General features: G+C 69.3%; 24 protein-coding genes. 10 read left to right on the top strand and 14 right to left on the bottom strand.

Annotated features, from left to right (window positions below):
• Positions 1 to 42 precede the first annotated feature (42 nt).
• The 12 genes from LRM40_RS19565 to LRM40_RS19510 all read right to left on the bottom strand — a co-directional run bounded on the left by LRM40_RS19565 (position 43) and on the right by LRM40_RS19510 (position 9,840).
• Complete coding sequence (locus tag LRM40_RS19565; protein WP_151123192.1) at positions 43 to 903, bottom strand: alpha/beta fold hydrolase; 861 nt, start codon at positions 901 to 903, stop codon at positions 43 to 45.
• Positions 900 to 2,354, bottom strand: a complete 1,455-nt coding sequence (locus tag LRM40_RS19560; protein ID WP_151123193.1) for a 2-hydroxymuconic semialdehyde dehydrogenase — start codon at positions 2,352 to 2,354, stop codon at positions 900 to 902. Before LRM40_RS19560 ends, LRM40_RS19565 begins: the two co-directional genes overlap by 4 nt.
• Before the next feature lie 43 nt (positions 2,355 to 2,397).
• Positions 2,398 to 2,865, bottom strand: coding sequence for a GlcG/HbpS family heme-binding protein (locus LRM40_RS19555; RefSeq protein ID WP_151123194.1), 468 nt, complete (start codon positions 2,863 to 2,865; stop codon positions 2,398 to 2,400).
• A 20-nt stretch (positions 2,866 to 2,885) separates the two neighbouring features.
• Positions 2,886 to 3,782: a SphA family protein gene (locus LRM40_RS19550; protein ID WP_151123195.1), complete on the bottom strand. Its 897-nt coding sequence runs from the start codon at positions 3,780 to 3,782 to the stop codon at positions 2,886 to 2,888.
• A 77-nt stretch (positions 3,783 to 3,859) separates the two neighbouring features.
• The gene (locus LRM40_RS19545) at positions 3,860 to 4,804 is read right to left on the bottom strand and encodes a catechol 2,3-dioxygenase (protein ID WP_151123196.1); all 945 of its coding nucleotides are present in this window, start codon (positions 4,802 to 4,804) and stop codon (positions 3,860 to 3,862) included.
• Positions 4,805 to 4,824: 20 nt separating this feature from the next.
• Positions 4,825 to 5,196, bottom strand: a complete 372-nt coding sequence (locus LRM40_RS19540; protein WP_151123197.1) for a 2Fe-2S iron-sulfur cluster binding domain-containing protein — start codon at positions 5,194 to 5,196, stop codon at positions 4,825 to 4,827.
• A 13-nt stretch (positions 5,197 to 5,209) separates the two neighbouring features.
• Positions 5,210 to 6,271 (bottom strand): NADH:ubiquinone reductase (Na(+)-transporting) subunit F, encoded by a 1,062-nt coding sequence (locus LRM40_RS19535; protein ID WP_151123198.1) that lies wholly within the window; start codon positions 6,269 to 6,271, stop codon positions 5,210 to 5,212.
• An 8-nt stretch (positions 6,272 to 6,279) separates the two neighbouring features.
• Positions 6,280 to 6,636, bottom strand: coding sequence for a phenol hydroxylase subunit P4 (locus tag LRM40_RS19530; RefSeq protein ID WP_151123199.1), 357 nt, complete (start codon positions 6,634 to 6,636; stop codon positions 6,280 to 6,282).
• Positions 6,633 to 8,201, bottom strand: coding sequence for an aromatic/alkene/methane monooxygenase hydroxylase/oxygenase subunit alpha (locus LRM40_RS19525; protein WP_151123200.1), 1,569 nt, complete (start codon positions 8,199 to 8,201; stop codon positions 6,633 to 6,635). The genes LRM40_RS19530 and LRM40_RS19525 overlap by 4 nt, the downstream gene beginning before the upstream one ends.
• A 97-nt stretch (positions 8,202 to 8,298) precedes the next feature.
• Entirely contained in the window at positions 8,299 to 8,568 is a 270-nt protein-coding gene (locus LRM40_RS19520; protein ID WP_022979342.1) for an MmoB/DmpM family protein, read from the bottom strand.
• 28 nt (positions 8,569 to 8,596) lie between these two features.
• Positions 8,597 to 9,592 (bottom strand): ferritin family protein, encoded by a 996-nt coding sequence (locus tag LRM40_RS19515; protein WP_151123201.1) that lies wholly within the window; start codon positions 9,590 to 9,592, stop codon positions 8,597 to 8,599.
• Positions 9,593 to 9,612: 20 nt separating this feature from the next.
• Positions 9,613 to 9,840, bottom strand: a complete 228-nt coding sequence (locus LRM40_RS19510) for a phenol hydroxylase subunit (RefSeq protein ID WP_211372949.1) — start codon at positions 9,838 to 9,840, stop codon at positions 9,613 to 9,615.
• A 324-nt stretch (positions 9,841 to 10,164) separates the two neighbouring features.
• On the opposite strand from LRM40_RS19510, the gene LRM40_RS19505 reads away from it, so the two are divergent.
• The 7 genes from LRM40_RS19505 to LRM40_RS19475 all read left to right on the top strand — a co-directional run bounded on the left by LRM40_RS19505 (position 10,165) and on the right by LRM40_RS19475 (position 18,164).
• A complete protein-coding gene (locus LRM40_RS19505) occupies positions 10,165 to 11,862 on the top strand; it encodes a sigma-54-dependent Fis family transcriptional regulator (RefSeq protein ID WP_231067917.1) in 1,698 nt (565 codons plus the stop codon).
• Between the two features lies 1 nt (position 11,863).
• On the top strand, positions 11,864 to 12,613 hold the full coding sequence (locus LRM40_RS19500; RefSeq protein WP_151123203.1) for a GntR family transcriptional regulator: 750 nt from the start codon (positions 11,864 to 11,866) through the stop codon (positions 12,611 to 12,613).
• 108 nt (positions 12,614 to 12,721) lie between these two features.
• A complete protein-coding gene (gshA, locus tag LRM40_RS19495) occupies positions 12,722 to 14,224 on the top strand; it encodes a glutamate--cysteine ligase (RefSeq protein WP_151123204.1) in 1,503 nt (500 codons plus the stop codon).
• A 15-nt stretch (positions 14,225 to 14,239) separates the two neighbouring features.
• Positions 14,240 to 14,473 carry an oxidoreductase-like domain-containing protein gene (locus tag LRM40_RS19490; RefSeq protein ID WP_151123205.1) on the top strand — a complete coding sequence of 78 codons (234 nt, stop codon included), beginning with the start codon at positions 14,240 to 14,242 and terminating at the stop codon, positions 14,471 to 14,473.
• A 133-nt stretch (positions 14,474 to 14,606) separates the two neighbouring features.
• Positions 14,607 to 16,337 carry an ABC transporter permease gene (locus LRM40_RS19485; protein ID WP_151123206.1) on the top strand — a complete coding sequence of 577 codons (1,731 nt, stop codon included), beginning with the start codon at positions 14,607 to 14,609 and terminating at the stop codon, positions 16,335 to 16,337.
• Between the two features lie 43 nt (positions 16,338 to 16,380).
• Complete coding sequence (locus LRM40_RS19480) at positions 16,381 to 17,679, top strand: ABC transporter ATP-binding protein (protein ID WP_151123207.1); 1,299 nt, start codon at positions 16,381 to 16,383, stop codon at positions 17,677 to 17,679.
• A gap of 38 nt (positions 17,680 to 17,717) precedes the next feature.
• A complete protein-coding gene (locus LRM40_RS19475) occupies positions 17,718 to 18,164 on the top strand; it encodes a hypothetical protein (protein ID WP_231067916.1) in 447 nt (148 codons plus the stop codon).
• Positions 18,165 to 18,173: 9 nt separating this feature from the next.
• Here LRM40_RS19475 and LRM40_RS19470 read toward each other — a convergent pair whose 3' ends face one another.
• On the bottom strand, positions 18,174 to 19,220 hold the full coding sequence (locus LRM40_RS19470) for an RNA methyltransferase (RefSeq protein ID WP_151123209.1): 1,047 nt from the start codon (positions 19,218 to 19,220) through the stop codon (positions 18,174 to 18,176).
• A 74-nt stretch (positions 19,221 to 19,294) separates the two neighbouring features.
• Between LRM40_RS19470 and LRM40_RS19465 the strand changes: the two genes are divergently transcribed.
• A complete protein-coding gene (locus LRM40_RS19465; protein WP_151123210.1) occupies positions 19,295 to 19,675 on the top strand; it encodes a hypothetical protein in 381 nt (126 codons plus the stop codon).
• Between the two features lie 13 nt (positions 19,676 to 19,688).
• Here LRM40_RS19465 and LRM40_RS19460 read toward each other — a convergent pair whose 3' ends face one another.
• Complete coding sequence (locus LRM40_RS19460) at positions 19,689 to 20,459, bottom strand: SDR family NAD(P)-dependent oxidoreductase (RefSeq protein ID WP_151123211.1); 771 nt, start codon at positions 20,457 to 20,459, stop codon at positions 19,689 to 19,691.
• Between the two features lie 108 nt (positions 20,460 to 20,567).
• Between LRM40_RS19460 and LRM40_RS19455 the strand changes: the two genes are divergently transcribed.
• Positions 20,568 to 21,491: a LysR family transcriptional regulator gene (locus LRM40_RS19455; protein WP_151123212.1), complete on the top strand. Its 924-nt coding sequence runs from the start codon at positions 20,568 to 20,570 to the stop codon at positions 21,489 to 21,491.
• Positions 21,492 to 21,718: 227 nt separating this feature from the next.
• Positions 21,719 to 22,024, top strand: coding sequence for a high-potential iron-sulfur protein (locus LRM40_RS19450; protein WP_151123213.1), 306 nt, complete (start codon positions 21,719 to 21,721; stop codon positions 22,022 to 22,024).
• Positions 22,025 to 22,266: the final 242 nt, after the last annotated feature.

The raw sequence follows: 22,266 nt of genomic DNA, 5'->3' as shown, positions 1-22,266 counted from the left end.
GGCGGTTCCGTGTGGAGGGTGAATCGGTGAATGAGAGGTGCGTCAGGCCGCGTCGGCCTCGGCCAGGAAGTCCCCGACCAAGCGGGCAAAGCGACCGGCGTGCTCGATCTGCGTCCAGTGGCCGCAATGGCCGAACACATGCAGCTGGCTGTTGGGGATCCACTGCGACAGCGTCAGCGAGGTCTGCAGCGGGATGACCTGGTCCTCCCGGCCGTGAAGGATCAGGGTCTCGTGCGGCAGTGCACGGATGGCGGCCTCGGGGCTGGCCATGGCGTCCACCCAGCGCTGGCGCGGGGCGGGGAACATGGCCGAGAAGGACTCCTGGAAGCCCGGGCGGATGCTGGCCTCGTAGCGCAGCTTGGCCAGTTCGTCGTTGACCAGCGAACGGTCCCAGGCGAAGGTGTCCATCAGCGCGCGCATGGTCTGGATGGAGGGCTCGTAGCCCCACACCGCGTCCAGCCCCGGCGTGATGGCGAAGGGCACGCCCACCGAGCCCATCAGCACCAGGCGGCGCACCCGCTGCGGCGCGCGGATGGCCAGGGCCAGCGCCAGCGCGCCGCCGAAGCTGTTGCCCACCAGGTCCACCTGGGGCAGGTCCAGCGCGTCCATCAGGTCCAGCGCCTGCTGCACCCAGGTGTCCATGGTGTAGGCCATGCCCGCGGGCCGGTCGCTGTAGCCGAAGCCCACCATGTCCGGCGCGATGACGCGGCGCTGCTGGGCCAGCGCCGGCATCACCAGGCGCCAGTTGGCCCAGGCGCTGACGCCGGGGCCGGAGCCGTGGATGAACAGCACCGGCGGCTGGCCGGGCGCCGAGGCCCCCAGGTCGTGGACATTGGTCTCGAAGGCGCCGGTGCGCACGCGCCGGCCCAGCTCGGGATTGGACTTCAGGTCGGGGGCGTTCACAGCTTCACCATCACGTTGCGCAGCTCGGTGTAGAACTCCAGCGAATGCACCCCGCCCTCGCGGCCGATGCCGGAGGCCTTGGCGCCGCCAAAGGCGGTGCGCAGGTCGCGCAGGAACCAGCTGTTGATCCAGCACAGGCCGACCTCGATCTCGCGCGCCATGCGGTGGGCGGTGGCCAGGTTCTGCGTCCACACCGTGGTGGCCAGGCCGTAGTTGGTGGCATTGGCCAGGGCGATGGCCTCGTCCACGGTGTCGAAGGGGGCGATGTGGCAGCAGGGGCCGAAGATCTCCTCGCGCACGATGGGCGAACTCTCGGGCAGGCCGGTCCAGATGGTGGGCTGCACCCAGTGGCCCTGGGCCAGCGCCCCGGGCATGTCGGGCACGCCGCCGCCGGTCACCACGGTGGCGCCCTCGGCCTTGGCCTTCTCGTAATAGCCCAGCACCTTGGCCTTGTGTTCGGCCGAGATCAGCGGGCCCAGGCCCACGCCGGGCTCTTCGGACGGGCCGACCTTGAGCGCCTGCGCCTTCTCCTTCAAGGCCTGGACGAAGCGGTCGAAGATGGGGCGCTGCACATAGACTCGCTCGGTGCCCAGGCAGACCTGGCCGCAGTTCTCGAAGGCGCTGCGGGTGATGCCGGCCACCGCCTTGTCGAAGTCGGCATCGGCGAACACGATGCCGGCGTTCTTGCCACCCAGCTCGAAGCTGACCGGGCGCACGCCCTTGGCGGCGGCGGCCATGATGGCCTCGCCGGTGCGGGTTTCGCCGGTGAAGGTGATGCCGTTGACGCCGGGGTGGCGGGTCAGGAACTCGCCGGCCGAGCCGGGGCCGAAGCCGTGCACCACGTTGTAGACGCCCTTGGGCACGCCCACCGCGTTCATCACCTCGCCCAGCAGCGTGGCGGTGGCGGGGGTTTCCTCGGAGGGCTTGACGATCACGGTGTTGCCGCAGGCCAGGGCTGGGCCGACCTTCCAGGTCATCAGCAGCAGCGGCAGGTTCCAGGGGCAGACCACCGCCACCACGCCCAGCGGCGAGCGCAGCGCGTAGCTCAGCGCGGTGCCGCCATCGGGCGTGGCCATCTCGAAGCTCTCGGTGGGCACGTTCTTGACGATGTCGGCAAAGACCTTGAAGTTGGCCGCGCCGCGCGGGATGTCGATGTGCGAGGCCAGCGACAGCGGCTTGCCGGTGTCGGCCACCTCGGCCTGCAGGAAGTCGTCGAAGCGGCGGTTGATCTCGTCGGCCACGGCGTAGAGCAGTTCCACGCGCTTGACCACGCTCATGCGACCCCAGTCGCCCTTGAGCGCAGCCCGGGCGGCGCCCACCGCGGCGTCTACCTCGCGCTCGCCCGCCTCGTGCACCAGGCCCAGCACCCGGTTGTCGACGGGGGCGTGGTTCTCGAAGGTCTTGCCGGTGGCGACGAACTCGCCGTTGATGAAGTTCAGGTACTGGTGCATGGTGATGTCCCCGCGGGAAGTGAAGAGAAAAGGTTGTCGGGCCTCAGCCCAGGCCCACGGCTTGCAGGCCGGCCCGGGCGCAGGCCTCGTCCTGCTCGGCCGAGCCGCCGGACACGCCGATGCCACCGATCAGCGCGCCGCCCTCGGCGGCAGTCCGCCGGATGGGCAGGCCGCCGCCGAAGACGACCAGACGCGGCCGCTGCACGATGCCGAGGCGCAGGGCTTCGTCCTGGGCCAGCAGGGACATCCACTGGCTCGTCGGGAAGCCGAAGCTGGCGGCGGTGTAGGCCTTGTCGATCGCAATGTCGACCGAATGGAGGAAGGCGCCGGGCATGCGCAGAAAGGCCGCCAGGGTGCCCCCGGCATCGGTGACGGCGGCGTTGATGCGGATGCCCAGCGTGCCGGCATGGGCCACCGCAGCGGCCACCATGCGGGCGGCGGCTTCGGCGCTGACCACGGCCTGGTCGGTGCAGACCGGGCCGGTGGCCAGGGTCGTGTCGAAGGCGTTCATGCCGGCGTTCCTCGCTGAGGTCAGAAGGCCTTGACCAGGGTGAAGCGCAGCAGGTGGCCCTTGGGTTCCACGCTGGTCGCCGCCTTGGAGGAGAACTCCTGGTAGAAGGCGCCCTTGAGGAACAGGCCCTGGGACAGCATCGGGTAGATCAGCTCGGCGCCCGCGGCGGAGCGCGAGGCCTTCTGGTCCAGCGCGCCGGGGCCGCTGTCCTTGCTCATCTGCTGCTGGGTGTAGCCCACCAGGCCGACCACCACCGGGCCCAGCGCCTTGCCCAGGCCCCATTCCACCGACAGGGTCTGGCCCGGCTTGAAGCCGCTGCTGGTCGTGCGGTTGAACTCGTAGCGCGCCAGCACCGAGCCGGTCCAGGTCTTGCCGTCGTCGAAGTAGTAGGTGCCGCCGGCCGTCAGCATGGTGGAGCCGTAGCCCTTGCCGGGCGAGGCGGGCGAATTGGTGGAGCCGCTGTCCAGCCAGTAGCCGGCTGCGGCCACCGCGTCCCAGTTGCTGCCGTGCCAGCCCAGCACCACCGGGCCCAGGTAGATGTCGCCCAGGTCGGTGTCGTTGTCATGCAGCGGCACCACGCCCAGATCCAGCTGGGTGCGCTGCACGGGCACGATGGTCTCGACGCCGTAGTCGGCGCCCAGGATCTTGTGGTCGGTGATCCAGACCAGGCGGTTGGCCAGGGCCGTCACATGGATGCTGTTGCTGCCGGGCAGGTCTTCTTTGGTGCCTGGGGCGCGCACCTTGTCGGCCTTGTAGTCGGCCAGGTAGCCCAGGTAGTAGACGCCGGGCGGCGGCACGCTGGCGGCCTGCACGCCTTCGACGCCCGGCACGTAGTGGCCGGCGGCCTGGGCGCCCAGGCCCGCGCCCAGGCTGGCCGCCAGGGCCAGCGCGGTCTTCAGGAAGGTGGGAAAACGCATGAATGGAGTTCCTTCGCGGTGGGTCGTGTTCTTGTGGATGCGGTCCGGGGCCGCCGTCAGGCGGCCCCGTGGGCCGATCAGGTGTAGACGTCCGTGAAGGAGGGCACCGCTTCACCCGTGTGATAGAAGATCCCGTTCCAGAGCTGGTCCTCGGTCCAGGTGGTCACCGGCCGGTCGCGCTGGGCCAGGTAGCCCAGGCCGGCGAAGGTCTCGTTGCGGTTGCCGCTGGGGTCGAAGAAGTAGATCGTCTCGCCGCGGGTGATGCCGTGACGGGTGGGCGCCACGTCGATCTTGGTCTTGTTCTTGGCCATCACGTCGGCCGACTTCAGCACGTCGTGCCAGCTGTCCAGGAAGAAGGCGATGTGGTGCAGACCGCTCTTGGCGCCGCCCACAAAGGCGATGTCGTGCGGGGTGGTGGTGCGTGCCAGCCAGGTGGCGGCCTGGATGCTGCCGCCCGGGCCGACCACGACCTGCTCGGTCAGGAAGAAGTCCAGCACCTCGGTCATGAAGCGGGTGTTGTCCGCCACCGTGTTGATGCCGGCCTCGGGGTTCATCTCGCACATCAGCAGGGCGTGGTCCAGCCAGTGCGCGCCAGCGCCGCGGATGTCGTCCGGCCACGGGTCGGGGTTGACGGTGCCCACGTCGGTGCCCACGTACTCCTTCATGGCGTACAGGCGCATCTCATGGCCGCTGGGCAGCTTGAACTGCAGCATGCGGCCGGTGGCCGGCAGCGTGCCTTCGGGCAGCATCTCGGTGTGGATGCCCCAGGTCTCGATCTTGTCGCGCAGCTGGTCGAGGTCGGCGTCCTTCTCGACCTTGTAGGCAATGTGGTTCATGCCTGCCTGGTCCGAGGGGGTCAGGATCAGCGAGTACTTGTCCCACTCGTCCCAGCACTTGAGGTAAACGTTGCCGGCCTTGTCCTGCATCGTCACCTTCATGCCCAGCACCTTCTCGTAATGGTTCAGGGCCGCGGCCATGTCCATCACACGCAGGCTGGCATGCCCGATTCTCAATACACCCATGCTTGTCTCCTGGTTGTCGTTCACTGCGGTTGGTTCAGGGAGGGGCCAGCCGCCACCGCAGCGGCATAGCCCTTGAAAAACGGCTTCTCGAACTTGCCCACCACCTCCAGCACCACCGGGGTGCTGGGGGCGACACGGCAGGCCAGGGTCACGCCCTGGCATTCCTCGTCGGCGCTGACATGGGCCCGGCTGACCGGCCCCAGCGCATGGATGGCGCCTTCCACGACGCGCACCTTGCACACGCCGCAGCCGCCGCTGGCACAGCCCACCGGGATGCCCTTGCGCCCCAGCTTCAACATGCCCGCCAGCAGGCTCTCGTCATGGGCGCAGGGGTAGTGCTCGCCGGTCTGGGTCAGGGCCACCGTGACCTTGGGTCGTGTGTCGAAGATCATGGTCGGGACCTCCTCAGACGTTCTTGAACAAGGGGCTGCGCACCGCGCCGGCATCGGCGGCCGAGAGGAACTTCTCGGTGTGGATGTCGCGCTCGAACAGCCGGCCCTGCATCAGCGCGCCGATGCAGGCCTCCACCATCGGCGGCGGGCCGCACAGGTAGGCCTTGTGGCCGGCAAAGCCCTGCGGGAAGGCGGCCTTGGCGGCCTCGTGCACATAGCCGCGTGCGCCGGCCCAGTCCGAGCCCTCGGGCTCGTTGGACAGCACGGGCACATAGCGCAGGTTGGGATGCTGCGCGGCCAGGGCCAGGAACTCCTCGTGGCCGTAGAGCTCCTCGCGGCTGCGCTGGCCGTAGACCAGGGTGATGGGCGTCGTGCAGCCGCCGTCGAGCAGGTCCAGGATCATCGAGCGCGGGCTGGACAGGCCCGAGCCGCCGGCCATGAAGACCATCGGCGCGGGCGAGGACTTGCGCACGAAGAAGCGGCCGTAGGGCCCGCTGAGCTTGAGCGCATCGCCCACCTGCAGCGACTGGTGCAGCCAGGTGGTGCCGGCGCCGCCCGGCACCTGACGCACATGCAGCTCGATGCTGCGGGTGCGCTCCACGTCGGCCGGCGCATTGGCGATCGAGAAGGCCCGCGCGCCCACGCCCGGGATGTCCAGCTGCACGTACTGGCCGGCCTGGAAGTGCAGGGGCTGGTTCAGCGCCAGCCGCAGCCCCTTGATGGTGGGCGTGAGCGCGGTGATGGCCTGCACCGTGGCCTGGAAGTCCCGCACCGGGATGATCTCGGCGTCGGGCTCCTCCTCGATGTCGGCTTCGATCACCGCATCGCTCTGCAGCGTGGCGCAGCAGGCCAGGGTCTTGCCCTCCTGGCGCTCGCCCTCCATCAGCGCGAAGGGGTTGGCCGCGCCATGGTCCACCTCGCCATCGCAGACCTGCACCTTGCAGGTGCCGCACAGGCCGTGGCCGCAGGCGTGCGGCAGGTAGATGCCCTGGCGCAGCGCGGCGTCGAGCAGGGTCTGGCCCTCCTCCACCTCCAGCGTGGCGCCCAGGGGTTCGATGGTGAGCATGTAGCCCATGGCTGGCCTCAGCTGCAGGAGCCCGCGATGCCGTTCAGGCCCGGCGTGCGGAAGTGGATCGCGTCCTTGTGGCCCAGGCCGTTCTCGGCCAGGCTCTTGGCACGGTCCGGCCGCCAGGGCTGGCCGGCCTTGGTCCACTGGGCCTGGTCCCAGTCGATGCGGGCGAAGTCCGGGTGGGCACCGTAGATGCCGGGCAGCACCTGGGTCAGCAGCGCGTCGAAGGGCAGGTCCGGCGGCAGCGGCAGGCAGAACGGGGCGCAGAACATCAGGTGCTGGTCCCAGCCGATGTAGAGCAGCGGGGCCGGGAAGTTCTCCCGCACGTCGGCCACGGGGAAGCGGTAGGGGGCGGCGGCAACGACGGTCATGCCTGTTCTCCGGAAGCGTTGTGGGTGCCATCGCCACGCCAGGCGGCGAAGTTCTTCTGGTCTTCGGACCCTTCGAAGTCGAAGTTGTCCCGGCCCACGTTGAGCTCGTAGTAGTCGAGCACCGCGGCCAGCGGGTCGAAGCCCGGGGCGGTCGGGTCCACGCCCGGCTTGAAGCAGTGGCCCTGGTAGATCTGGTGCACCGGCAGCCAGGCCTGGACGTACTTCTCGGGCTCGTGGTCGAAGATCTCCTTGCAGTGGTCGCTGCAGAAGTGGAACTTGTCGCCCAGGTAGCTGGACTCGCGGTAGGCGATCTGCGTGGCATCGCCCGGCTCGGTGAAGAGCATGGGGATCTGGCAGGTCTGGCACAGCATCGGCAGCGTCTTGTTGTAGAAGCGCTGACCCTGCTCCTGCTGGCCGCGGTAGTACTCCAGGCGCGGGCGGTACAGGGCGTCGAAGGTGTTGGGGTACTTCTCCGACAGCCACTGCAGCTCGTCGTCCTTGGGCACCCAGGTGTGGAAGGGCGCGGCAGCGGCGTAGTTGTAGAAGGTGTTCCAGGCCTGGTGGCTGATGTGGTCCTTGCCTTCGCAGGCGTCCTTCCAGCCCTTGGGCTCGCGGATGCCGTAGCGCGCCAGATCCTTGAAGAGCGCGCCGCCGTTGCTCTCGGCGTACATCTCCCAGGCTTCCTTCCAGCTCATCACGCGCTTGGGCAGCATGTAGTCCTGCATCATGGCCACCAGGGTCAGCAGGCGGTAGCCGCGCCAGAACCACTTGTCGATCCAGCGCTGGACGATGGGCACGTTGTCCGGGTCCTGCTCCAGCATGAACTTGATGCACTCGATGCCCAGCGTCATGTGGCGCGACTCGTCGCTCTGCGCCGAGAAGCCGAAGGTCACGGTGGACATGTCGCCGTTGTGCGCCGCGCCCGACATGAAGGGCACGAACAGCAGGTTGGTCAGCACGTACTCGAAGGAGAAGCTGACCGCGGTCAGGAACTCGAAGGGCCCGGCGGTGCAGGCGTCCTCGAAGAAGGACTTGGGCACGGACAGGTACCAGACCCGGTCGAACCAGTGGTTCGGGCTGTGCATGCCGTTGAAGTACTTGTTGTAGTGCGAGATGGCATGCGTCTCGGTCTGGTAGTGGCGCAGTTCGTCGATGGACTGCATCTGCGCGGCCACCCGGGCGCCCTCGCCGGTGAACTGGCGGCCCACATGGGCGAAGCCGCGGTGGGCGTAGTACTCCAGCGGCGTCACGCCCTGGATGAAGAGCTTGAGCGCGTTGACGTAGCGCGCATCCGCCACGCCCAGCTGGCCGTTGTTCTGGGCGAAGGCCTCGATCACCGCGTAGAGCTTCTTCTCCTTCTCGCCCTGGTACTTCCAGTAGGCGTCCATCGTCAGGCGGAAGGGGTCCTGCCACTGATCCCAGTCGTGGATCTTCAGACCCTCGTAGCGGTCATAGGGGAAGACCTTGTCCATCGGCTGGTAGCTGGTTTCCCAGCCCAGACCGCGGGTCATGGCGGCGTAGCGTTCCTTCAGGCCCAGCTTCTTGCGGGCGACACGGGTGTCCATGGGGCTTGTCTCCGGTGGTGTGGCGCGGGCCGCTCTTTGCGTGGCGGCTTGGGGGCGCGTGGAATACGTGGAAGTGCGTTGCGGCGAAAGGAGGGCTTCAGTGCTTCCAGCTCAGCGTGAGCTGGTCGTCGTCCTCATCGACGTGACCCGACAGCGTCACCAGGTTCACCTGGATCTGCTGCAGGTCGTAGCTGCGGCCGGTCTGCGACTCGATCGTTTCGCGCCGGATCGTCAGGTGGCCAGGGGCGTCGATCTTCACCAGGCCGGTGGGGTGGCTGACGATGGCGTGCGGGTTGTCGGCCAGGATGGCGTCCACGACGGGACGGGACTCCTCGTTGGCCTGGAAGGCGATGAACACGTTGGACATGGGGGCTCCTGTCGGGGGTGGGCGGAGGTCAGACGGCCAGGCCGGCCTTGGCGCAGCGGGCCTGCCAGGCCTCCCACACCTCGTCGATCACGGTCTGCGCGGTCTCGCCCAGCACCATCTCGGCCACCGGCGCCAGCGCGCCCTTGGCACGCTCGCCCCACTGGCGGGCCCAGTCGGACAGCAGGCGGCGGTTGTCCTCGCTGGCGGCCGCGGCGGTCTTGACCACGGCATCGACCCAGCGGGCGCTTTCCTCGTGCCACTCGGGCATGAAGGCGGTGAGCATGGCCACCGCGGTGCCGCCCTGCAGGCTCAGGTGATCGTCCACCAGGGCGCCGTAGACCAGCGGGTACAGCAGACCGTCCAGGGCCAGGTTCTGGGCCACGAACAGGGCCATCGGGTCGGCCTCGACGAAGCTGTCCTCGACGTAATGGCGCAGGCGCTGCCAGGCCGGCGCGCCCATCCAGGCGGCCTTGCCTTCGTCCAGGGATTCCGGCCCGCCCAGGGTCAGGCCCACGCGGGTCAGGTACTGGGCGGCGCCCAGCTGGTCCATGGCGTGGAACATGGCCGGCGCGGTGAAGGGCGTGCCGAAGCCGTAGGCGCAGATGGCGGCGTTGTTCATGTTGCCGCCCCAGGCCACGTGGCGCAGCGGCATCAGCAGGGTCAGGGCCTGGGCCTTCACGGCCTCGGGCATGCGGTCGGCCAGGCCACGCTGCTCGACGAACTGGAAGTTGGCCTCCATCGCCTCCTGCTGGCGGGCGCGGGCCATGGTCCAGGTGGCGTAGTAGAACTGGCGCGGGTCGCGCAGCACGTTCCAGTCGGCCAAGCGGATGGCGCTGCGCGCCGGGTCGAACAGGGTGTGGGCCGGATCCCAGGTGGGCCGGTAATGGAAGTTGGTCAGGGCCTGGGCCCCGAGGGTGGCTTCCAGATAGCGCGAGGCCGGCTTGTCGCCGCCCTGGGCCTGGGCCACATGGCTGAAGGTGTGGCGCAGGGGCTGGATCTCGCGGGCCTGCAGATCGATGTTCATGGGGCTTGTCTCCTGGTGGGTCAGCGGCCGTCCTCGGGGCCATCGAGCCGTTCGACGCGGTGGGTCGCGCAAAACGCCTCGAAGGCAGGCCGGGGCAGCATCAGTTCCACAGACAACTCCGGCCAGCCGATGGCGAAGTCGAAGCTGACCAGCCCATCCCCCCGGACCGACTGCACCCGCACGAACTTGCGCAGGACCGCGGGGGTCTGTTGCTCGGTGTCGGCGGTGTGGGCGGTTTCGGGATTCACGGCGGGCCTCCGGTCGGTGGATGCCGGATGAATTGCGAAGGCCGTGCCAAGAACGGCGACTTGACCCTGAAATCTCGATATTCAAAGGGAAAACCCCGAAATTTCGGCCCCGCACCGACCCACACCGGCCGTGCTGAACAAGCGAAGCGCTGGGCGGCAAGCCGGGGATTTCCCTGCTGCGACTTGGACTTGTTGGATCAAATGGCGCACAATCTCTTGGCGGACTTCATCAAATGATCAAAAGACAGCCCGAGGCCCGCCAGAACCGTGATTGACGGCATGTCGCGCAAATCTCGAGATTTGCGCGATCGAGATGGAGACAACGTGGCCGCCCCCAAGAACCGCCTCCCGACCGACGACGACCTCAGGCGCCTGCTGCGCTTCTCCCCCGAGAGCGGGGCCATCTGGCTGGGCGAGCACCGCATGGTGCTGATGGACACCCAGGCCCTGAGCGCCCTGCGGCGCGACCTGCTGGGCTCCGTGGGCCCGGAGCACACCCGCCGCCTGCTGACCCGCATGGGCTACGCCTGCGGACTGCGCGACGCCGAGTTCGCGCGCCGACGCCGGCCCGACATGGCGCCCGAGGAGGTGTTCCAGGTGGGGCCGCAGCTGCACATGCTCGAAGGTGCAGCCCGGGTGAGCCAGCAGAGCCTGGAGATGAACATGCGCACCGGCCAGTACCACGGCCGCTACCGCTGGGACGACTCCTGGGAGGCCCATGCCCACCGCCAGCTCTTCGGCCCCGCGGACGAGCCGGTGTGCTGGACCCTGCTGGGCTATGCCAGCGGCTACACCAGCGCCTTCATGGGCCGGCTCATCCTGTTCAAGGAAGTGCAGTGCGCCGCCTGCGGGGCCGACCACTGCCTGATCGAGGGCCGTCCCATCGAGGACTGGCCCGATGGCGAGCAGCACCGCACCTATTTCGAGGACGACTCGCTGCTGGACAAGATCGAGGCCCTGAGCCGCCAGGTCGAAGCCCTGACCACCACCGAGCCGGATGCCCAGGCCGGCATGCTGGTGGGCAACTCGCCGGCCTTCCAGCGGGCCCACGACCTGCTGCGCCGCGCCGCGGCCACCCAGGTGTCGGTGCTGCTGACCGGCGAGACCGGCGTGGGCAAGGAGCGCTTCGCCCGCGCCCTGCACACCCTGTCGGACCGCGCCGGCGGCCCCTTCGTGGCGGTCAACTGCGCCGCCCTGCCCGCCGAGCTGATCGAGGCCGAGCTCTTCTGCGTCGAGAAGGGCGCCTACACCGGCGCCCACGCCACCCGGGCCGGCCGCTTCGAGCGGGCGGACGGCGGCACCCTGTTCCTGGACGAGGTGGGCGACATGCCGCTGCCGGCCCAGGCCAAGCTGCTGCGGGTGCTGCAGGAAGGCGAGGTCGAGCGCCTGGGCTCCGAGCAGCCGCGCAAGGTCAATGTGCGCCTGGTGGCCGCCACCAACGTCGACCTGGAAGCCGCGGTGGCCGCCGGCCGCTTCCGGCGCGATCTGCTGTATCGCCTGAACGTCTATCCCATCGCCATCCCTGCCCTGCGCGAACGCACGGCCGACATCGCCCCGCTGGCCCAGCACCTGCTGGAGCGCTACGCCGCCCAGCACCACAAGCGTCTGCTGGGCTTCAGCGACCGCGCGATGGCGGCCCTGCTGGCCCACGACTGGCCGGGCAATGTGCGCGAGCTGGAGAACCTGGTGGAGCGTGGCGTGATCCTGGCCCTGCCCGGCGGCTCCATCGATGTGGAACACCTGTTTCCCAACTTCCGCGACACCGGCAGCGCCGCGCTGGACCCGCAAGGGCGCCTGGCGGCCGCGCCGTCGGACAGCGAGCGCGCCCTGTGCGCGCGCATCCTGGACAGCGGGCTGGCCCTCGACACGCTGGAAGAGCAACTGCTGAACCTGGCCGTCGAGCGCGCGCAGGGCAACCTCTCCGGCGCGGCCCGGCTGCTGCAGCTGACCCGGCCCCAGCTGGCCTACCGGCTCAAGCGTCGCCAGTCCGGCGAGGCCCCCGCCCCGGCCGAGGAATCCTGAGATGCTGCCCGCCGACCGTTTTCCCGCCCACCGCCTGAGCAGCGACAGCCAGCCCCCGCGCACCCTGGTGGAGCGGGCCTACCTGGCGCTGCGCCAGGACATCGTCAGCGGCACCCTGGCCCCCGGCGCCCGGCTGCGGGTGGAACACCTGAAGGACCACTACGAGGTGGGCGCCGGCACCCTGCGCGAGGCCCTGGCCCTGCTGCTGTCCGATGCCCTGGTGGTGGCCGAGGGGCAGCGCGGCTTCCGCGTCACGCCCATCTCGCTGGCCGATCTGGAGGACATCACCGCCACCCGCGTGATGCTGGAGACCGACGCGCTGCGCCAGTCCATCCGCCATGGCGATGGCGACTGGGACGCCCGGCTGCGGGCGGCCTTCGAGCAGCTCAGCCTGGCCGAGCAGCGCCGCGGCGGCCTGGACCCGCTGGAATGGGAGCAGGCCAACAAGGCCTTCCACGAAGCCCTGATCTCGGCCCACCGCTCACCCTGGACCAAGTACCTGCTGAGCATCCTGTATCGGCAGGCCGAGCGCTACCGCCACGTCGCCATCCGGCTGGGCGCCCGGGCCCCGCTGCACCGCGACGTGCACCGCGAGCACACCGACATCTTCCAGGCCGCCATCGCCCGGCAGGAAGCCCGCGCGGCCCTGGCCCTGGAGGCCCACATCCAGCTCACCTGCGACCTGCTGCGCCAGGCGGTGCGCGACGACCCCTTGACACCGCTCACGCCGCCCCAGGGGCAGATCGCGTAAGCTGGTCCGCCGCCCCGAGACGGTGCAGGGGCACTGGGACGCTGCCATGCAGGCGTCTCGAAATTGGCGTCCAATCACGCCCATTCGACAACAAGAAGCGCCCACCGCATGCCCATCCGACTGAACGAGCTCACCCCCGAACGCCTGGCTGGCCTGCGCCGCGGCATCGAGAAGGAGAGCCTGCGCAGCCTGCCCGACGGCTCGCTGGCGCTCACGCCGCATCCGCCGCTGCTGGGCTCGGCCCTCACCCACCCCTACATCACCACCGATTTCAGCGAATCGCAGGTGGAGTTGGTGACCGGTGCCCACAACACCGCGCTGGACTGCCTGGCCGAGCTCGACAGCCTGCACCAGCTGACCTACCAGGCCATCGGCGAGGAGCGGCTGTGGGTCTCGAGCATGCCGGGCCACCTGCCGCCGGACGATCAGATTCCGGTGGCCCACTACGGCACCTCCAACATCGCGCGTGCCAAGACGGTCTACCGCATGGGCCTGAGCCACCGCTACGGCCGGCGCATGCAGACCATCTCGGGCATCCACTACAACTGGTCGCTGCCCGGCCTGAGCAGCGCCGAGTACTTCGCGCTGATCCGCAACTTCCGCCGCCACTCCTTCCTGCTGCTCTACCTCTTCGGTGCCTCGCCGGCGGTGGACGAGGGCTTTGTGGCCGGCCGCCCGCACGGCCTGCAGAAGCTCGGCCGCCACAGCCTGTACCTGCCACACGCCACCTCGCTGCGCATGGGCCGGCTGGGCTACCAGAGCGACGCCCAGGCCAGCCTGCGGGTGAGCTACAACTGCCTGGACAGCTACGCCGCCTCGCTGCAGGATGCCCTCACCCGTCCCTATCCGGCCTACGAGGCCATGGGCATCCGTGACGACCATGGCGAGTACCTGCAGCTGGGCACCACCCTGCTGCAGATCGAGAACGAGTTCTACAGCACCATCCGCCCCAAGCGCGTCATCCGTTCGGGCGAGCGGCCGCTGCATGCGCTGCGCGAGCGCGGCGTCGAGTACGTGGAAGTGCGCTGCATGGACCTCGACCCCTTCGAGCCGCTGGGCATCAACGCCCTGACCTCGCGCTTCCTGGACATCTTCCTGCTGCACTGCGCCCTGAGCGACAGCCCGCCGGACACGCCCGAGGAACTGGGCGCCATGGTGCTCAACCTGCACCGCACCGCGGCCCGTGGCCGCGAGCCCGGTCTGCTGCTGGAACGCGGCGACCAGACGGTGCTGCTGACCGACTGGGCGGCCGAGCTGCTGGCCGAGCTCGAACCCATCGCCCGCTACCTGGACAGCTCGCCGCTGGGCAGCGGCCACCAGACGGCCCTGACCGAGGCCCGCCAGCGTCTGGCCGATCCGGCGCTCACGCCTTCGGCCCGGGTCGTGGCCACGCTGCAGCAGAACGGCATCGAGTACGTGGACTTCGTGCGCCAGCGCTCGGACGCCGTCTGGCAGGCCTTCCAGGGCCGCAAGCTGGACCCGGCCGCCCAGGACCGCTGGACCCGCATGGCGCAGGAATCGCTGGCCGAGCAGGCCCGGCTCGAAGCCGGCGAGACGCAGGACTTCGAGGCCTTCCGCCAGGACTACGTCAGCGCCCAGCGCCTGGGCTGAACCGCGGGTCCGCCGATGCTGATTCCCGACGATGCCCTGCTGGCGTGGAACCCGGCCGACCGCGCCGAGGCCCAGGCCCTGATCACCGCGGTGCAGGCCAGCGCCCAGCGCCACAGCACCGAACTGCCCGAGCCACCGCCCGAGCCCACCACCTGCTGCGGTCGCGGCTGCATCGGCTGCGTCTGGGAGGGTTACTACAGCGCCCTGGCCTACTGGCGCGACGAAGCCGTGTTGCGCTGGGCCGACTGAGGCTGACGGCGCCCCGTCCCTGGCCTGACCGAAGGCTGTCCCGCAGGCCGTTGTTCTTGGGCATGACACATCGGCATGCGAGGATGCCGGGTTAACCTTTCCGAGCTTCCTGCCCACGACGAGCGAGCGTCCCATGCAGAACGAACAGCGCTTCTTCGCCCGCGCGGCGGTCGAGTCCCCGGTCAACCGCTGGGACTGGGCGCTGCTGCCCGTGGTGCTGGCCACGCTGGTGCTGCTGGCCTACGGGGCCATGGGCATGGCGCGCCCCTTCCACCTGGGCGACCCGATCGCCCTGTCCCTGGATCCCTGGCAGCTGCCCTACTATTTCCTGCGCACCACGCTGCGCATGGCCGTGGCCATGGTGGCCTCGCTGCTGTTCGCCGGCTGCTTCGCGGTGCTGGCGGCCAAGAATGCCACCGCGGAGCGGGTGCTGGTTCCGCTGCTGGACATCCTTCAGTCCATCCCCATCCTGGGCTTCCTGTCCATCACCGTCACCGGCTTCATCGCCCTGTTCCCGGGCAATCTCTTCGGGGTGGAATGCGCGGCCATCTTCGCCATCTTCACCTCGCAGGCCTGGAACATGGCCTTCAGCCTGTACCAGTCGCTGCGCACGGTGCCGGCCGAACTCCAGGAGGCGGCCCGCGTGTTCCAGCTCTCGGGCTGGCAGCGCTTCTGGCGCCTGGAGCTGCCCTTCGCCATGCCCGGCCTCTTGTGGAACATGATGATGTCCATGTCCGGCGGCTGGTTCTTCGTCGTGGCCTCGGAGGCCATCAGCGTCTCCAACCAGAGCATCAAGCTGCCAGGCGTGGGCTCCTACATCGCCATGGCCATCGAGGCCCGTGACCTGGGCGCCATCGGCTGGGCCATCGCCTGCATGCTGGGTGCCATCCTGCTGTACGACCAGCTGCTGTTCCGTCCCCTGGTGGCCTGGGCCGACAAGTTCCGCTTCGAGGAAGGCGGCAGTGGCGCGGCACCGCAGTCCTGGCTGCTGACCTGGCTGCGCCGAACCCGCGGCACCCAGGCCCTGGGCGCGTGGCTGGTGGGTCAGCTCGAACGCACGCTGGTGCTGTTCCACCGCCGGCACGACGGCACCTCGATCCGCGCCCGCCCGCGCGCCACCACCTGGCCGGTGCAGCGGGCCTGGGACGCCCTGATCGCCGCGGTGGTGCTCTACGCGCTGTGGAGCCTGCTGCGCTTCGTCCACGCCGAGGTGGGCTGGGCCGAGGTGGGTCATGTGCTGTGGCTGGGCTGCCTGACCCTGCTGCGGGTGAGCGTGCTGATCGCCCTGGCGGCGGTGGTCTGGGTGCCGGTGGGCGTGTGGATCGGCATGAACCCGCGCTGGTCCGGCCGCCTGCAGGCGGTGGCCCAGTTCCTGGCCGCCTTCCCGGCCAACCTGCTGTTCCCGGTGGTGGTGATGGCCCTGGTGCACTGGCGCCTGAACCCCAACATCTGGCTCTCGCCGCTGATGGTCTTCGGCACCCAGTGGTACATCCTGTTCAACGTCATCGCGGGGGCCTCCAGCATCCCGACCGAGCTGCGCTTCGCGGCCCAGAACCTGGGGCTGAGCGGCTGGCTGAAGTGGCGCCGCTTCCTGCTGCCGGCCGTGTTCCCCAGCTTCGTCACCGGCGCACTGACCGCCAGCGGCGGCTCCTGGAATGCCAGCATCGTCTCCGAGTACGTCACCTGGGGTGACACCACGCTGCAGGCCGAGGGCCTGGGCAGCTACATCGCACACATGACCGCGGTGGGGGACTTCCCCCGTATCGCGCTGGGCATCGGCGTGATGTGCCTGTTCGTGATGGGTCTGAACCACCTGGTGTGGCGGCGCCTGTACCGCATGGCCGAAGACCGCATGCACTTCTGACCCCCTGGCCTCACCTTCCATCTCGTCCTTGCGGAGCGCCGACATGAGCACCGACATCCTCCAACTGCGTGGCGTGGGCAAGTCCTTCCGCGCCGCGGACGGCCGCAGCCGTGCCGTGCTCGACGGCGTGGACTTCACCCTGCGCGAGGGCGAGATCGTCGCCCTGCTGGGCCAGTCCGGCTCGGGCAAGAGCACCCTGCTGCGCATCATGGCCGGCTTGGTGGAGGCCGACCAGGGCGATGTGCGCTACCGGGGCCAGCCGCTCTACGGCCCGGCCCGGGGCATCAGCATGGTGTTCCAGTCCTTCGCGCTGTTCCCCTGGCTGACGGTGCAGCAGAACGTGGAGCTGGGGCTGGAAGCCCGCGGCGTGGCGGCCGAGGTGCGCGCGCAGAAGGCCCAGTCAGCCATCGAGCTGATCGGCCTGGCGGGCTTCGAGGGGGCCCTGCCGCGCGAGCTGTCGGGCGGCATGCGCCAGCGCGTGGGCATTGCCCGCGCCCTGGTGACCGAGCCTCATGTGCTGCTGATGGACGAGGCCTTCTCCGCGCTGGACGTGCTGACCGGCGAACGCCTGCGCGAGGACATTCTGGAGCTGTGGACCTCCGGCCAGATGCCGACCAAGGCCATGCTGGTGGTGTCGCACAACATCGAGGAGGCCGTGATGATGGCTGACCGGGTGCTGGTGTTCGCCAGCGACCCGGGCCGCGTGCGCTCCGAGCTGGCCATCGCCCTGCCGCACCCGCGCGACGCCGAGAGCGCCGAGGTGCGCGCCCTGATCGACCAGGTCTACGGACTGATGACCGGCGCCCGCGCCGGCACCGCGGCCCCGGTGGCCCCGGCCCTGGCCACCCGCCTGCCCGCGGCCGACGTGGCCCGCATGGACGATCTGCTGGAGCTGCTGGCCGATGAGCCCTTCAATGGCCGCGCCGACCTGCCGCAGCTGTCCGAGGAGTCGGAGCTGACCGACGCCGAGCTGCTGCCGGCCGCGCACGCGGTGTCGCTGCTGGGCCTGGCCCATCTGGCCGATGGCGACCTGCAGCTCAGCCCGCTGGGCCGGCGCTATGTGGACGGCTCGCACACCCTGCGCCACGAGGTCTTCGGCCAGCAACTGCTGACCCATGTGCCGCTGGCGGCCCACATCCGCCACAGCCTGGAGCAGGAGGCCACCGGCGAACTGCCCGAGGCCCCCTTCCTGCGCCTGCTGAGCGAGGCGCTGGAGCCGGCCGAAGCCCGCCAGGTGCTCCAGACCATCGTCTCCTGGGCCCGCCACGGCGAGGTCTTCGAGTACGACTTCAACGCCCGGACCCTGCGACTGCCCGACCAGACCGCCGCCGACGGCGCCTGAGGCTGGCACCCATCATGCGGCGCTAAACTTGGCTGCCTATGGTGGAAGCACATGTCCTGATCGGCAATCCGAACACCCGCAAGTCCACCCTGCTGCGCTGCCTGAGCGGCTGCTTCAACCGCAGCGTGCGCGACATGGAGACGGCGCAGGGTGACAAGTTCAAGCTCTATGCCCGGGCCTCGGCCCTGCAGGAAAGCCGCACCACGGTGGCGGCCTTCCAGGAGGAAGTGGCGCGCAGCCGCTGCCAGCAGGTGCTGTTCTCGCTGTGGCCTGGTGCGCACCCGCACGACGCCCAGGCCTGGCCGGACGCCATCGCCTACCTGGAGGCCCTGCAGCGCGCGGGCTGGGTGATCCGTCACGCGGCCGTGCTGGGTGCGCACCCGCTGCGCCCGCCGGCCCAATCGGTGGTCACCCTGCCCAGCGTGCTGGACCAGCCCATCAACGCCAGCGCCGCCCTGCTGCGCCAGCACTTCGGCTGGAAGTGAGCCGGCGGTTCAGGCCGCCTGCGGACGACGCTGCAGGGTGACCGGCACCCCGGTCCCGGTGGCCGCCTGCCGCGCCCGCAGCTGGCCGCAGCCTCCGTCCACATCCTGCCCCGCCGAGTGACGCAGCTTGGTCAGCACGCCCTGGCGGTGCAGGCGCCGGGCCAGCTCAGCTGCCTTCTCCCAGGCGGGCCGCTGGTAGGGCAGATCGGGCACCGCGTTGTAGGGGATCATGTTCAGCATGGCGTAGCGGCCCTGGAAGAGCTTGACCAAGGCGTCCATCTCGGCGTCGCTGTCGTTCACGCCCTCGATCAGCGTCCACTGCACCTGCAGCGGGTAGCCGGTGGCGCGGGCGTAGGCCTCGGCGCGGTCCATCAGCTCGGCAGGCGCGATGCGCGGCGCGCGCGGCAGCAGCTCGGCGCGCAGATCCGCCCGCGTGGTGTGCAGCGACAGCGCCAGCGCCGGCTTGACCCGGCCCTGCGGCAGGCGCTCGAAGGCGCGCTCGTCGCCCACGGTGGAAAAGACCAGGTTCTTGTGGCCGATGTTGCCCAGTGTGCCCAGCAGCTCGATGGCCTCCAGCACGTTGTCCAGGTTGTGGGCCGGCTCGCCCATGCCCATGAACACGACCTTCTTGACCGGCCGCAGCCGGCGCGCCAGCGCCACCTGGGCGACGATCTCGGCGCTGCCTACCTGGCGCAGCAGGCCGTCGCGCCCGGTCATGCAGAAGCGGCAGCCCACCGCGCAGCCCACCTGAGTGGACACGCACAGGCCGTCGCGCGGCAGCAGCACGCTCTCCACGGTCTGGCCATCGTTCAGGGCCACCAGCAGCCGGGCCGCACCATCCTCGGCCGGGTGTTCGGACTGCAGGCGCACCAGGCCGTCCAGCGTGGCCATCAGGGCCGGCAGATCGTCTCGCACCGCCTGGGGCAGGAAGTGCTCGATCTTGCGGCGGCTGGCCTCCATGGGCTTGGCCTGCACCCAGTGGCGCAGCACGCGGTCCTGGTGGACCGGCAAGGCCCCCAGGGCCTGCAGACGTTGGCGAAGATCGGCGATGCGCATGGTCGAATTGTCGCTGTTCGCCTCCGAAGCGCCCCTGAAGGGCGTATGCTTGCATCTGGTTACTTCGGATTGCCATGCCTCCTCAGCTGCGTTACCTTGACTTCGACTTCAGCGAGGACACCGATGGTCACGGTGTGTTCGACGCCATGGCCTCGGTCGGCCCACCCTCGTGGAGCGAGCTGCAGGATGAAACCGCCCTGGTGCTGGACTGGGCGCTGGACCGCTTCCCCAATGGCCCCGGCCCGCTGGAAGACGGCAACGATTGGCAGTTCGAGTTGGCGGCCAGCCGGGAGTGGTCGGCCGACGAAGGCTTGAACTACAACACCTCGAGCCGCCGTTTCAGCAGCCAGCCGAGCGAGGCACGCGCCGTGCGCCACACGCTGGCCCTGACCCTGAGCGGCAGTGTGGCCTTCTGCGAGGCTCTGCGCGCCGCCTTCCCGGCCGACGACGACTGAGCCATCGTCCGGTTCAGAGGAACATGCCGCCCGACACCTCGATGCGCTGGGCATTCACCCAGCGCTGATCGGGCGAGAGCAGGCTGGCCACCATCGGTCCGATGTCCTCCGGCACACCGGCGCGGCCCAGCGCCGTCTGCGAGGCAATGAAGCTATTGACCTCCGGTTTGTCGCGCACCGCAGCCCCCCCGAAATCGGTCTCGATGGCCCCCGGCGCCACCGTGTTGACCGCGATGCCGCGCGCGCCCAGCTCCTTGGCCAGGTAGCGGGTGAAGACCTCGATCGCGCCCTTCATGGCCGCATAGGCGCCGTAGCCGGGCAGACTGAAACGGGTCAGGCCGGACGAGATGTTGACGATGCGTCCGCCGTCGGCCAGCAGCGGCAGCAGGGCCTGGGTCAGGAAGATGGGGCCCTTCAGGTGGATGGCCACCAGGGCGTCGAACTGGGCCTCGGTCAGCTCCACCAGCGGCGCATAGATGCCCACGCCCGCGTTGTTGACCAGGGCCTGCAGGCGGCGGCCGCCCCACTGCGCTTGCAGCGCCGCCTCGACCTGGGCGGCAAAGTCGGGGAACTGGCCGGCCTGACCCACGTCCAGGGCCAGGGCCACCAGGCGCCCGCCCAGGGCCTCGACCTCCTGCCGCAGGGTGTCGGCCTGGTCGGCCCGCTCGCGGTAGGTGATGACGAGATCCCAGCCACGCTGGGCCAGGGACAGGGCCATGCTGCGGCCCAGGCCACGGCTGGCGCCGGTGATCAGGGCGATCGGTCGGATCGGTTGCTCGGACATGGTGATCTCCAAAAGTGCGATGACGATGGCGCCAGCTTATTGATCTCCTGCCCACCGATAAATCAGCCATCCAATCCATCACTGTTTGTTATTGATGAACAATGCAGCATGGATGCCCTCGATCAGATGCGCGCCTTCGTGCGCGTGGCCGAACAGGCCAGCTTCACCCGTGCCGCCCAGGCCCTGGGCTGGCCCCGGGCCACCGTCACCCTGGCCGTGCAGGGCCTGGAAGCCCGGCTGGGCACCCAGCTGCTGCACCGCACCACCCGGAGGGTCCACCTGACCGAGGACGGTCAATCGGCCTACGAGCGCTGCCTGGAATTGCTTGACGGGGTGGATGACCTGGGCACGCTGTTCCGCCCCGCCACGGCGCCGCTGACCGGCCGGCTGCGGGTGGACATGCCCTCGGCGCTGGTGGTGCGGCTGCTCTCGCGCCTGCCGGAATTCCTGCGCCAGCACCCGGACCTGCAGGTGGAGTTCAGCGCCAATGACCAACGGGTGGATCTGGTGCGCGAGGGCTTCGACTGCCTGATCCGCGTGGGCCACCTGCAGGATTCCACCCTGGTCGCGCGGCCCATTGGCCAGATGCGCCAGCTCAATGCCGCCAGCCCGGCCTACCTGGCCGCCCATGGCGTGCCCCACCAATTGGACGACCTGCGCCAAGGCCATTGCCTGGTCCGTTATGCCGTGGGCGGCCATCACCGCCCCGCCGCCTTCGAATATCTGGACGCCCAGGGCCAAACTCTGGAATTGACGCTGCCGCATCAATTGACGGTGAATTCCGCCGACGCCTACCAGGCCGGCTGCCTGGCGGGCCTGGGCATCATCCAGGCGCCTGAATCGGGGCTGCGGCCCCTCATGGAATCCGGCCGGCTCGTCGAGATCCTGCCCGGGTGGCGCGCCCCTTCGATGCCGGTCAACTTCCTCTATGCCAGTCGACGCCATCTGCCGCGTCGGGTCCAGTTCTTCATGGACTGGGCCACGGAGATTCTGTCGTCATTCGCCTATCGTATTGATAATGATTCTTATTAAATAAGAAATCCCTCATCGAAAACCCCGACCAAATCCCTCAGAGGTCATCCAAATCAAATTCAGCGGCGTTCACACGAGGTAGGATCAGATTCAAACGTCATGTGCTCATGACGAACAGGTCTGAAGCCACCCCCAGGGGTGGCACCAACCGCATCGTGTTGGCGAACCCTCTCGACAGGCGGGTTTGCCGATGTCCTGAACGCCTGTCCTTCCTTCACGGAGTTTTCATGTCCACCAATCGCCGCGTCTTCATGATGACCGTCGCCGCCGTCGGCACTGGCCTGTCGGCCGCCCGCGCCATGGCCCAAGCCAAGCTCGACGAGAAGGACCCGCAAGCCGTCAGCCTGGGCTATGTGGCCGACACCGCCAAGGCCGATGGCAAGAAGTACCCGCAGCACCAAGCCAGCCAGATGTGCCATGGCTGCGCCCTGTTCCAGGGCAAGGCTGGCGATGCCGCCGGCCCCTGCAGCCTGTTCGGCGGCAAGGTCGTGGCCGGCAAGGGCTGGTGCAGCGCCTGGGCCAAGAAGGCTTGATCGAAGCCTGATCCCGCCCGACAGGGCCGTGGCCCGCGGCGGCCACGCCTCAGCCCCGAGAAGGGAACGCCAACAGCGTTCCCTTTTTTCATGGGCGAGGCAAACGACGCCTGTTGGCCCTCGCGGCGCAATGCGCCAGCAGACATCCCCGCGCTCGCGGGGAACACTGGCCGGCGGGGTTCTCATCCGGCCGCACTCCCGGTTCATCCCCGCGCTCGCGGGGAACACACGATGATCCCGGT

Origin of the sequence: Ideonella dechloratans (assembly GCF_021049305.1) — a bacterium.
Lineage (GTDB): Bacteria > Pseudomonadota > Gammaproteobacteria > Burkholderiales > Burkholderiaceae_C > Ideonella > Ideonella dechloratans.
This window is presented reverse-complemented; position numbering and strand designations above follow the sequence as displayed.

Excerpts from the sequence above, each read along its gene's own strand:
- LRM40_RS19560 (WP_151123193.1), bottom strand. The coding sequence starts at position 2,354 with ATGCACCAGTACCTGAACTTCATCAACGGCGAGTTCGTCGCCACCGGC.
- LRM40_RS19555 (WP_151123194.1), bottom strand. The coding sequence starts at position 2,865 with ATGAACGCCTTCGACACGACCCTGGCCACCGGCCCGGTCTGCACCGAC.
- LRM40_RS19550 (WP_151123195.1), bottom strand. The coding sequence starts at position 3,782 with ATGCGTTTTCCCACCTTCCTGAAGACCGCGCTGGCCCTGGCGGCCAGC.
- LRM40_RS19545 (WP_151123196.1), bottom strand. The coding sequence starts at position 4,804 with ATGGGTGTATTGAGAATCGGGCATGCCAGCCTGCGTGTGATGGACATG.
- LRM40_RS19540 (WP_151123197.1), bottom strand. The coding sequence starts at position 5,196 with ATGATCTTCGACACACGACCCAAGGTCACGGTGGCCCTGACCCAGACC.
- LRM40_RS19535 (WP_151123198.1), bottom strand. The coding sequence starts at position 6,271 with ATGGGCTACATGCTCACCATCGAACCCCTGGGCGCCACGCTGGAGGTG.
- LRM40_RS19530 (WP_151123199.1), bottom strand. The coding sequence starts at position 6,636 with ATGACCGTCGTTGCCGCCGCCCCCTACCGCTTCCCCGTGGCCGACGTG.
- LRM40_RS19525 (WP_151123200.1), bottom strand. The coding sequence starts at position 8,201 with ATGGACACCCGTGTCGCCCGCAAGAAGCTGGGCCTGAAGGAACGCTAC.
- LRM40_RS19520 (WP_022979342.1), bottom strand. The coding sequence starts at position 8,568 with ATGTCCAACGTGTTCATCGCCTTCCAGGCCAACGAGGAGTCCCGTCCC.
- LRM40_RS19515 (WP_151123201.1), bottom strand. The coding sequence starts at position 9,592 with ATGAACATCGATCTGCAGGCCCGCGAGATCCAGCCCCTGCGCCACACC.
- LRM40_RS19500 (WP_151123203.1), top strand. The coding sequence starts at position 11,864 with ATGCTGCCCGCCGACCGTTTTCCCGCCCACCGCCTGAGCAGCGACAGC.
- gshA (WP_151123204.1), top strand. The coding sequence starts at position 12,722 with ATGCCCATCCGACTGAACGAGCTCACCCCCGAACGCCTGGCTGGCCTG.
- LRM40_RS19490 (WP_151123205.1), top strand. The coding sequence starts at position 14,240 with ATGCTGATTCCCGACGATGCCCTGCTGGCGTGGAACCCGGCCGACCGC.
- LRM40_RS19485 (WP_151123206.1), top strand. The coding sequence starts at position 14,607 with ATGCAGAACGAACAGCGCTTCTTCGCCCGCGCGGCGGTCGAGTCCCCG.
- LRM40_RS19480 (WP_151123207.1), top strand. The coding sequence starts at position 16,381 with ATGAGCACCGACATCCTCCAACTGCGTGGCGTGGGCAAGTCCTTCCGC.
- LRM40_RS19475 (WP_231067916.1), top strand. The coding sequence starts at position 17,718 with ATGGTGGAAGCACATGTCCTGATCGGCAATCCGAACACCCGCAAGTCC.
- LRM40_RS19470 (WP_151123209.1), bottom strand. The coding sequence starts at position 19,220 with ATGCGCATCGCCGATCTTCGCCAACGTCTGCAGGCCCTGGGGGCCTTG.
- LRM40_RS19465 (WP_151123210.1), top strand. The coding sequence starts at position 19,295 with ATGCCTCCTCAGCTGCGTTACCTTGACTTCGACTTCAGCGAGGACACC.
- LRM40_RS19460 (WP_151123211.1), bottom strand. The coding sequence starts at position 20,459 with ATGTCCGAGCAACCGATCCGACCGATCGCCCTGATCACCGGCGCCAGC.
- LRM40_RS19455 (WP_151123212.1), top strand. The coding sequence starts at position 20,568 with ATGGATGCCCTCGATCAGATGCGCGCCTTCGTGCGCGTGGCCGAACAG.
- LRM40_RS19450 (WP_151123213.1), top strand. The coding sequence starts at position 21,719 with ATGTCCACCAATCGCCGCGTCTTCATGATGACCGTCGCCGCCGTCGGC.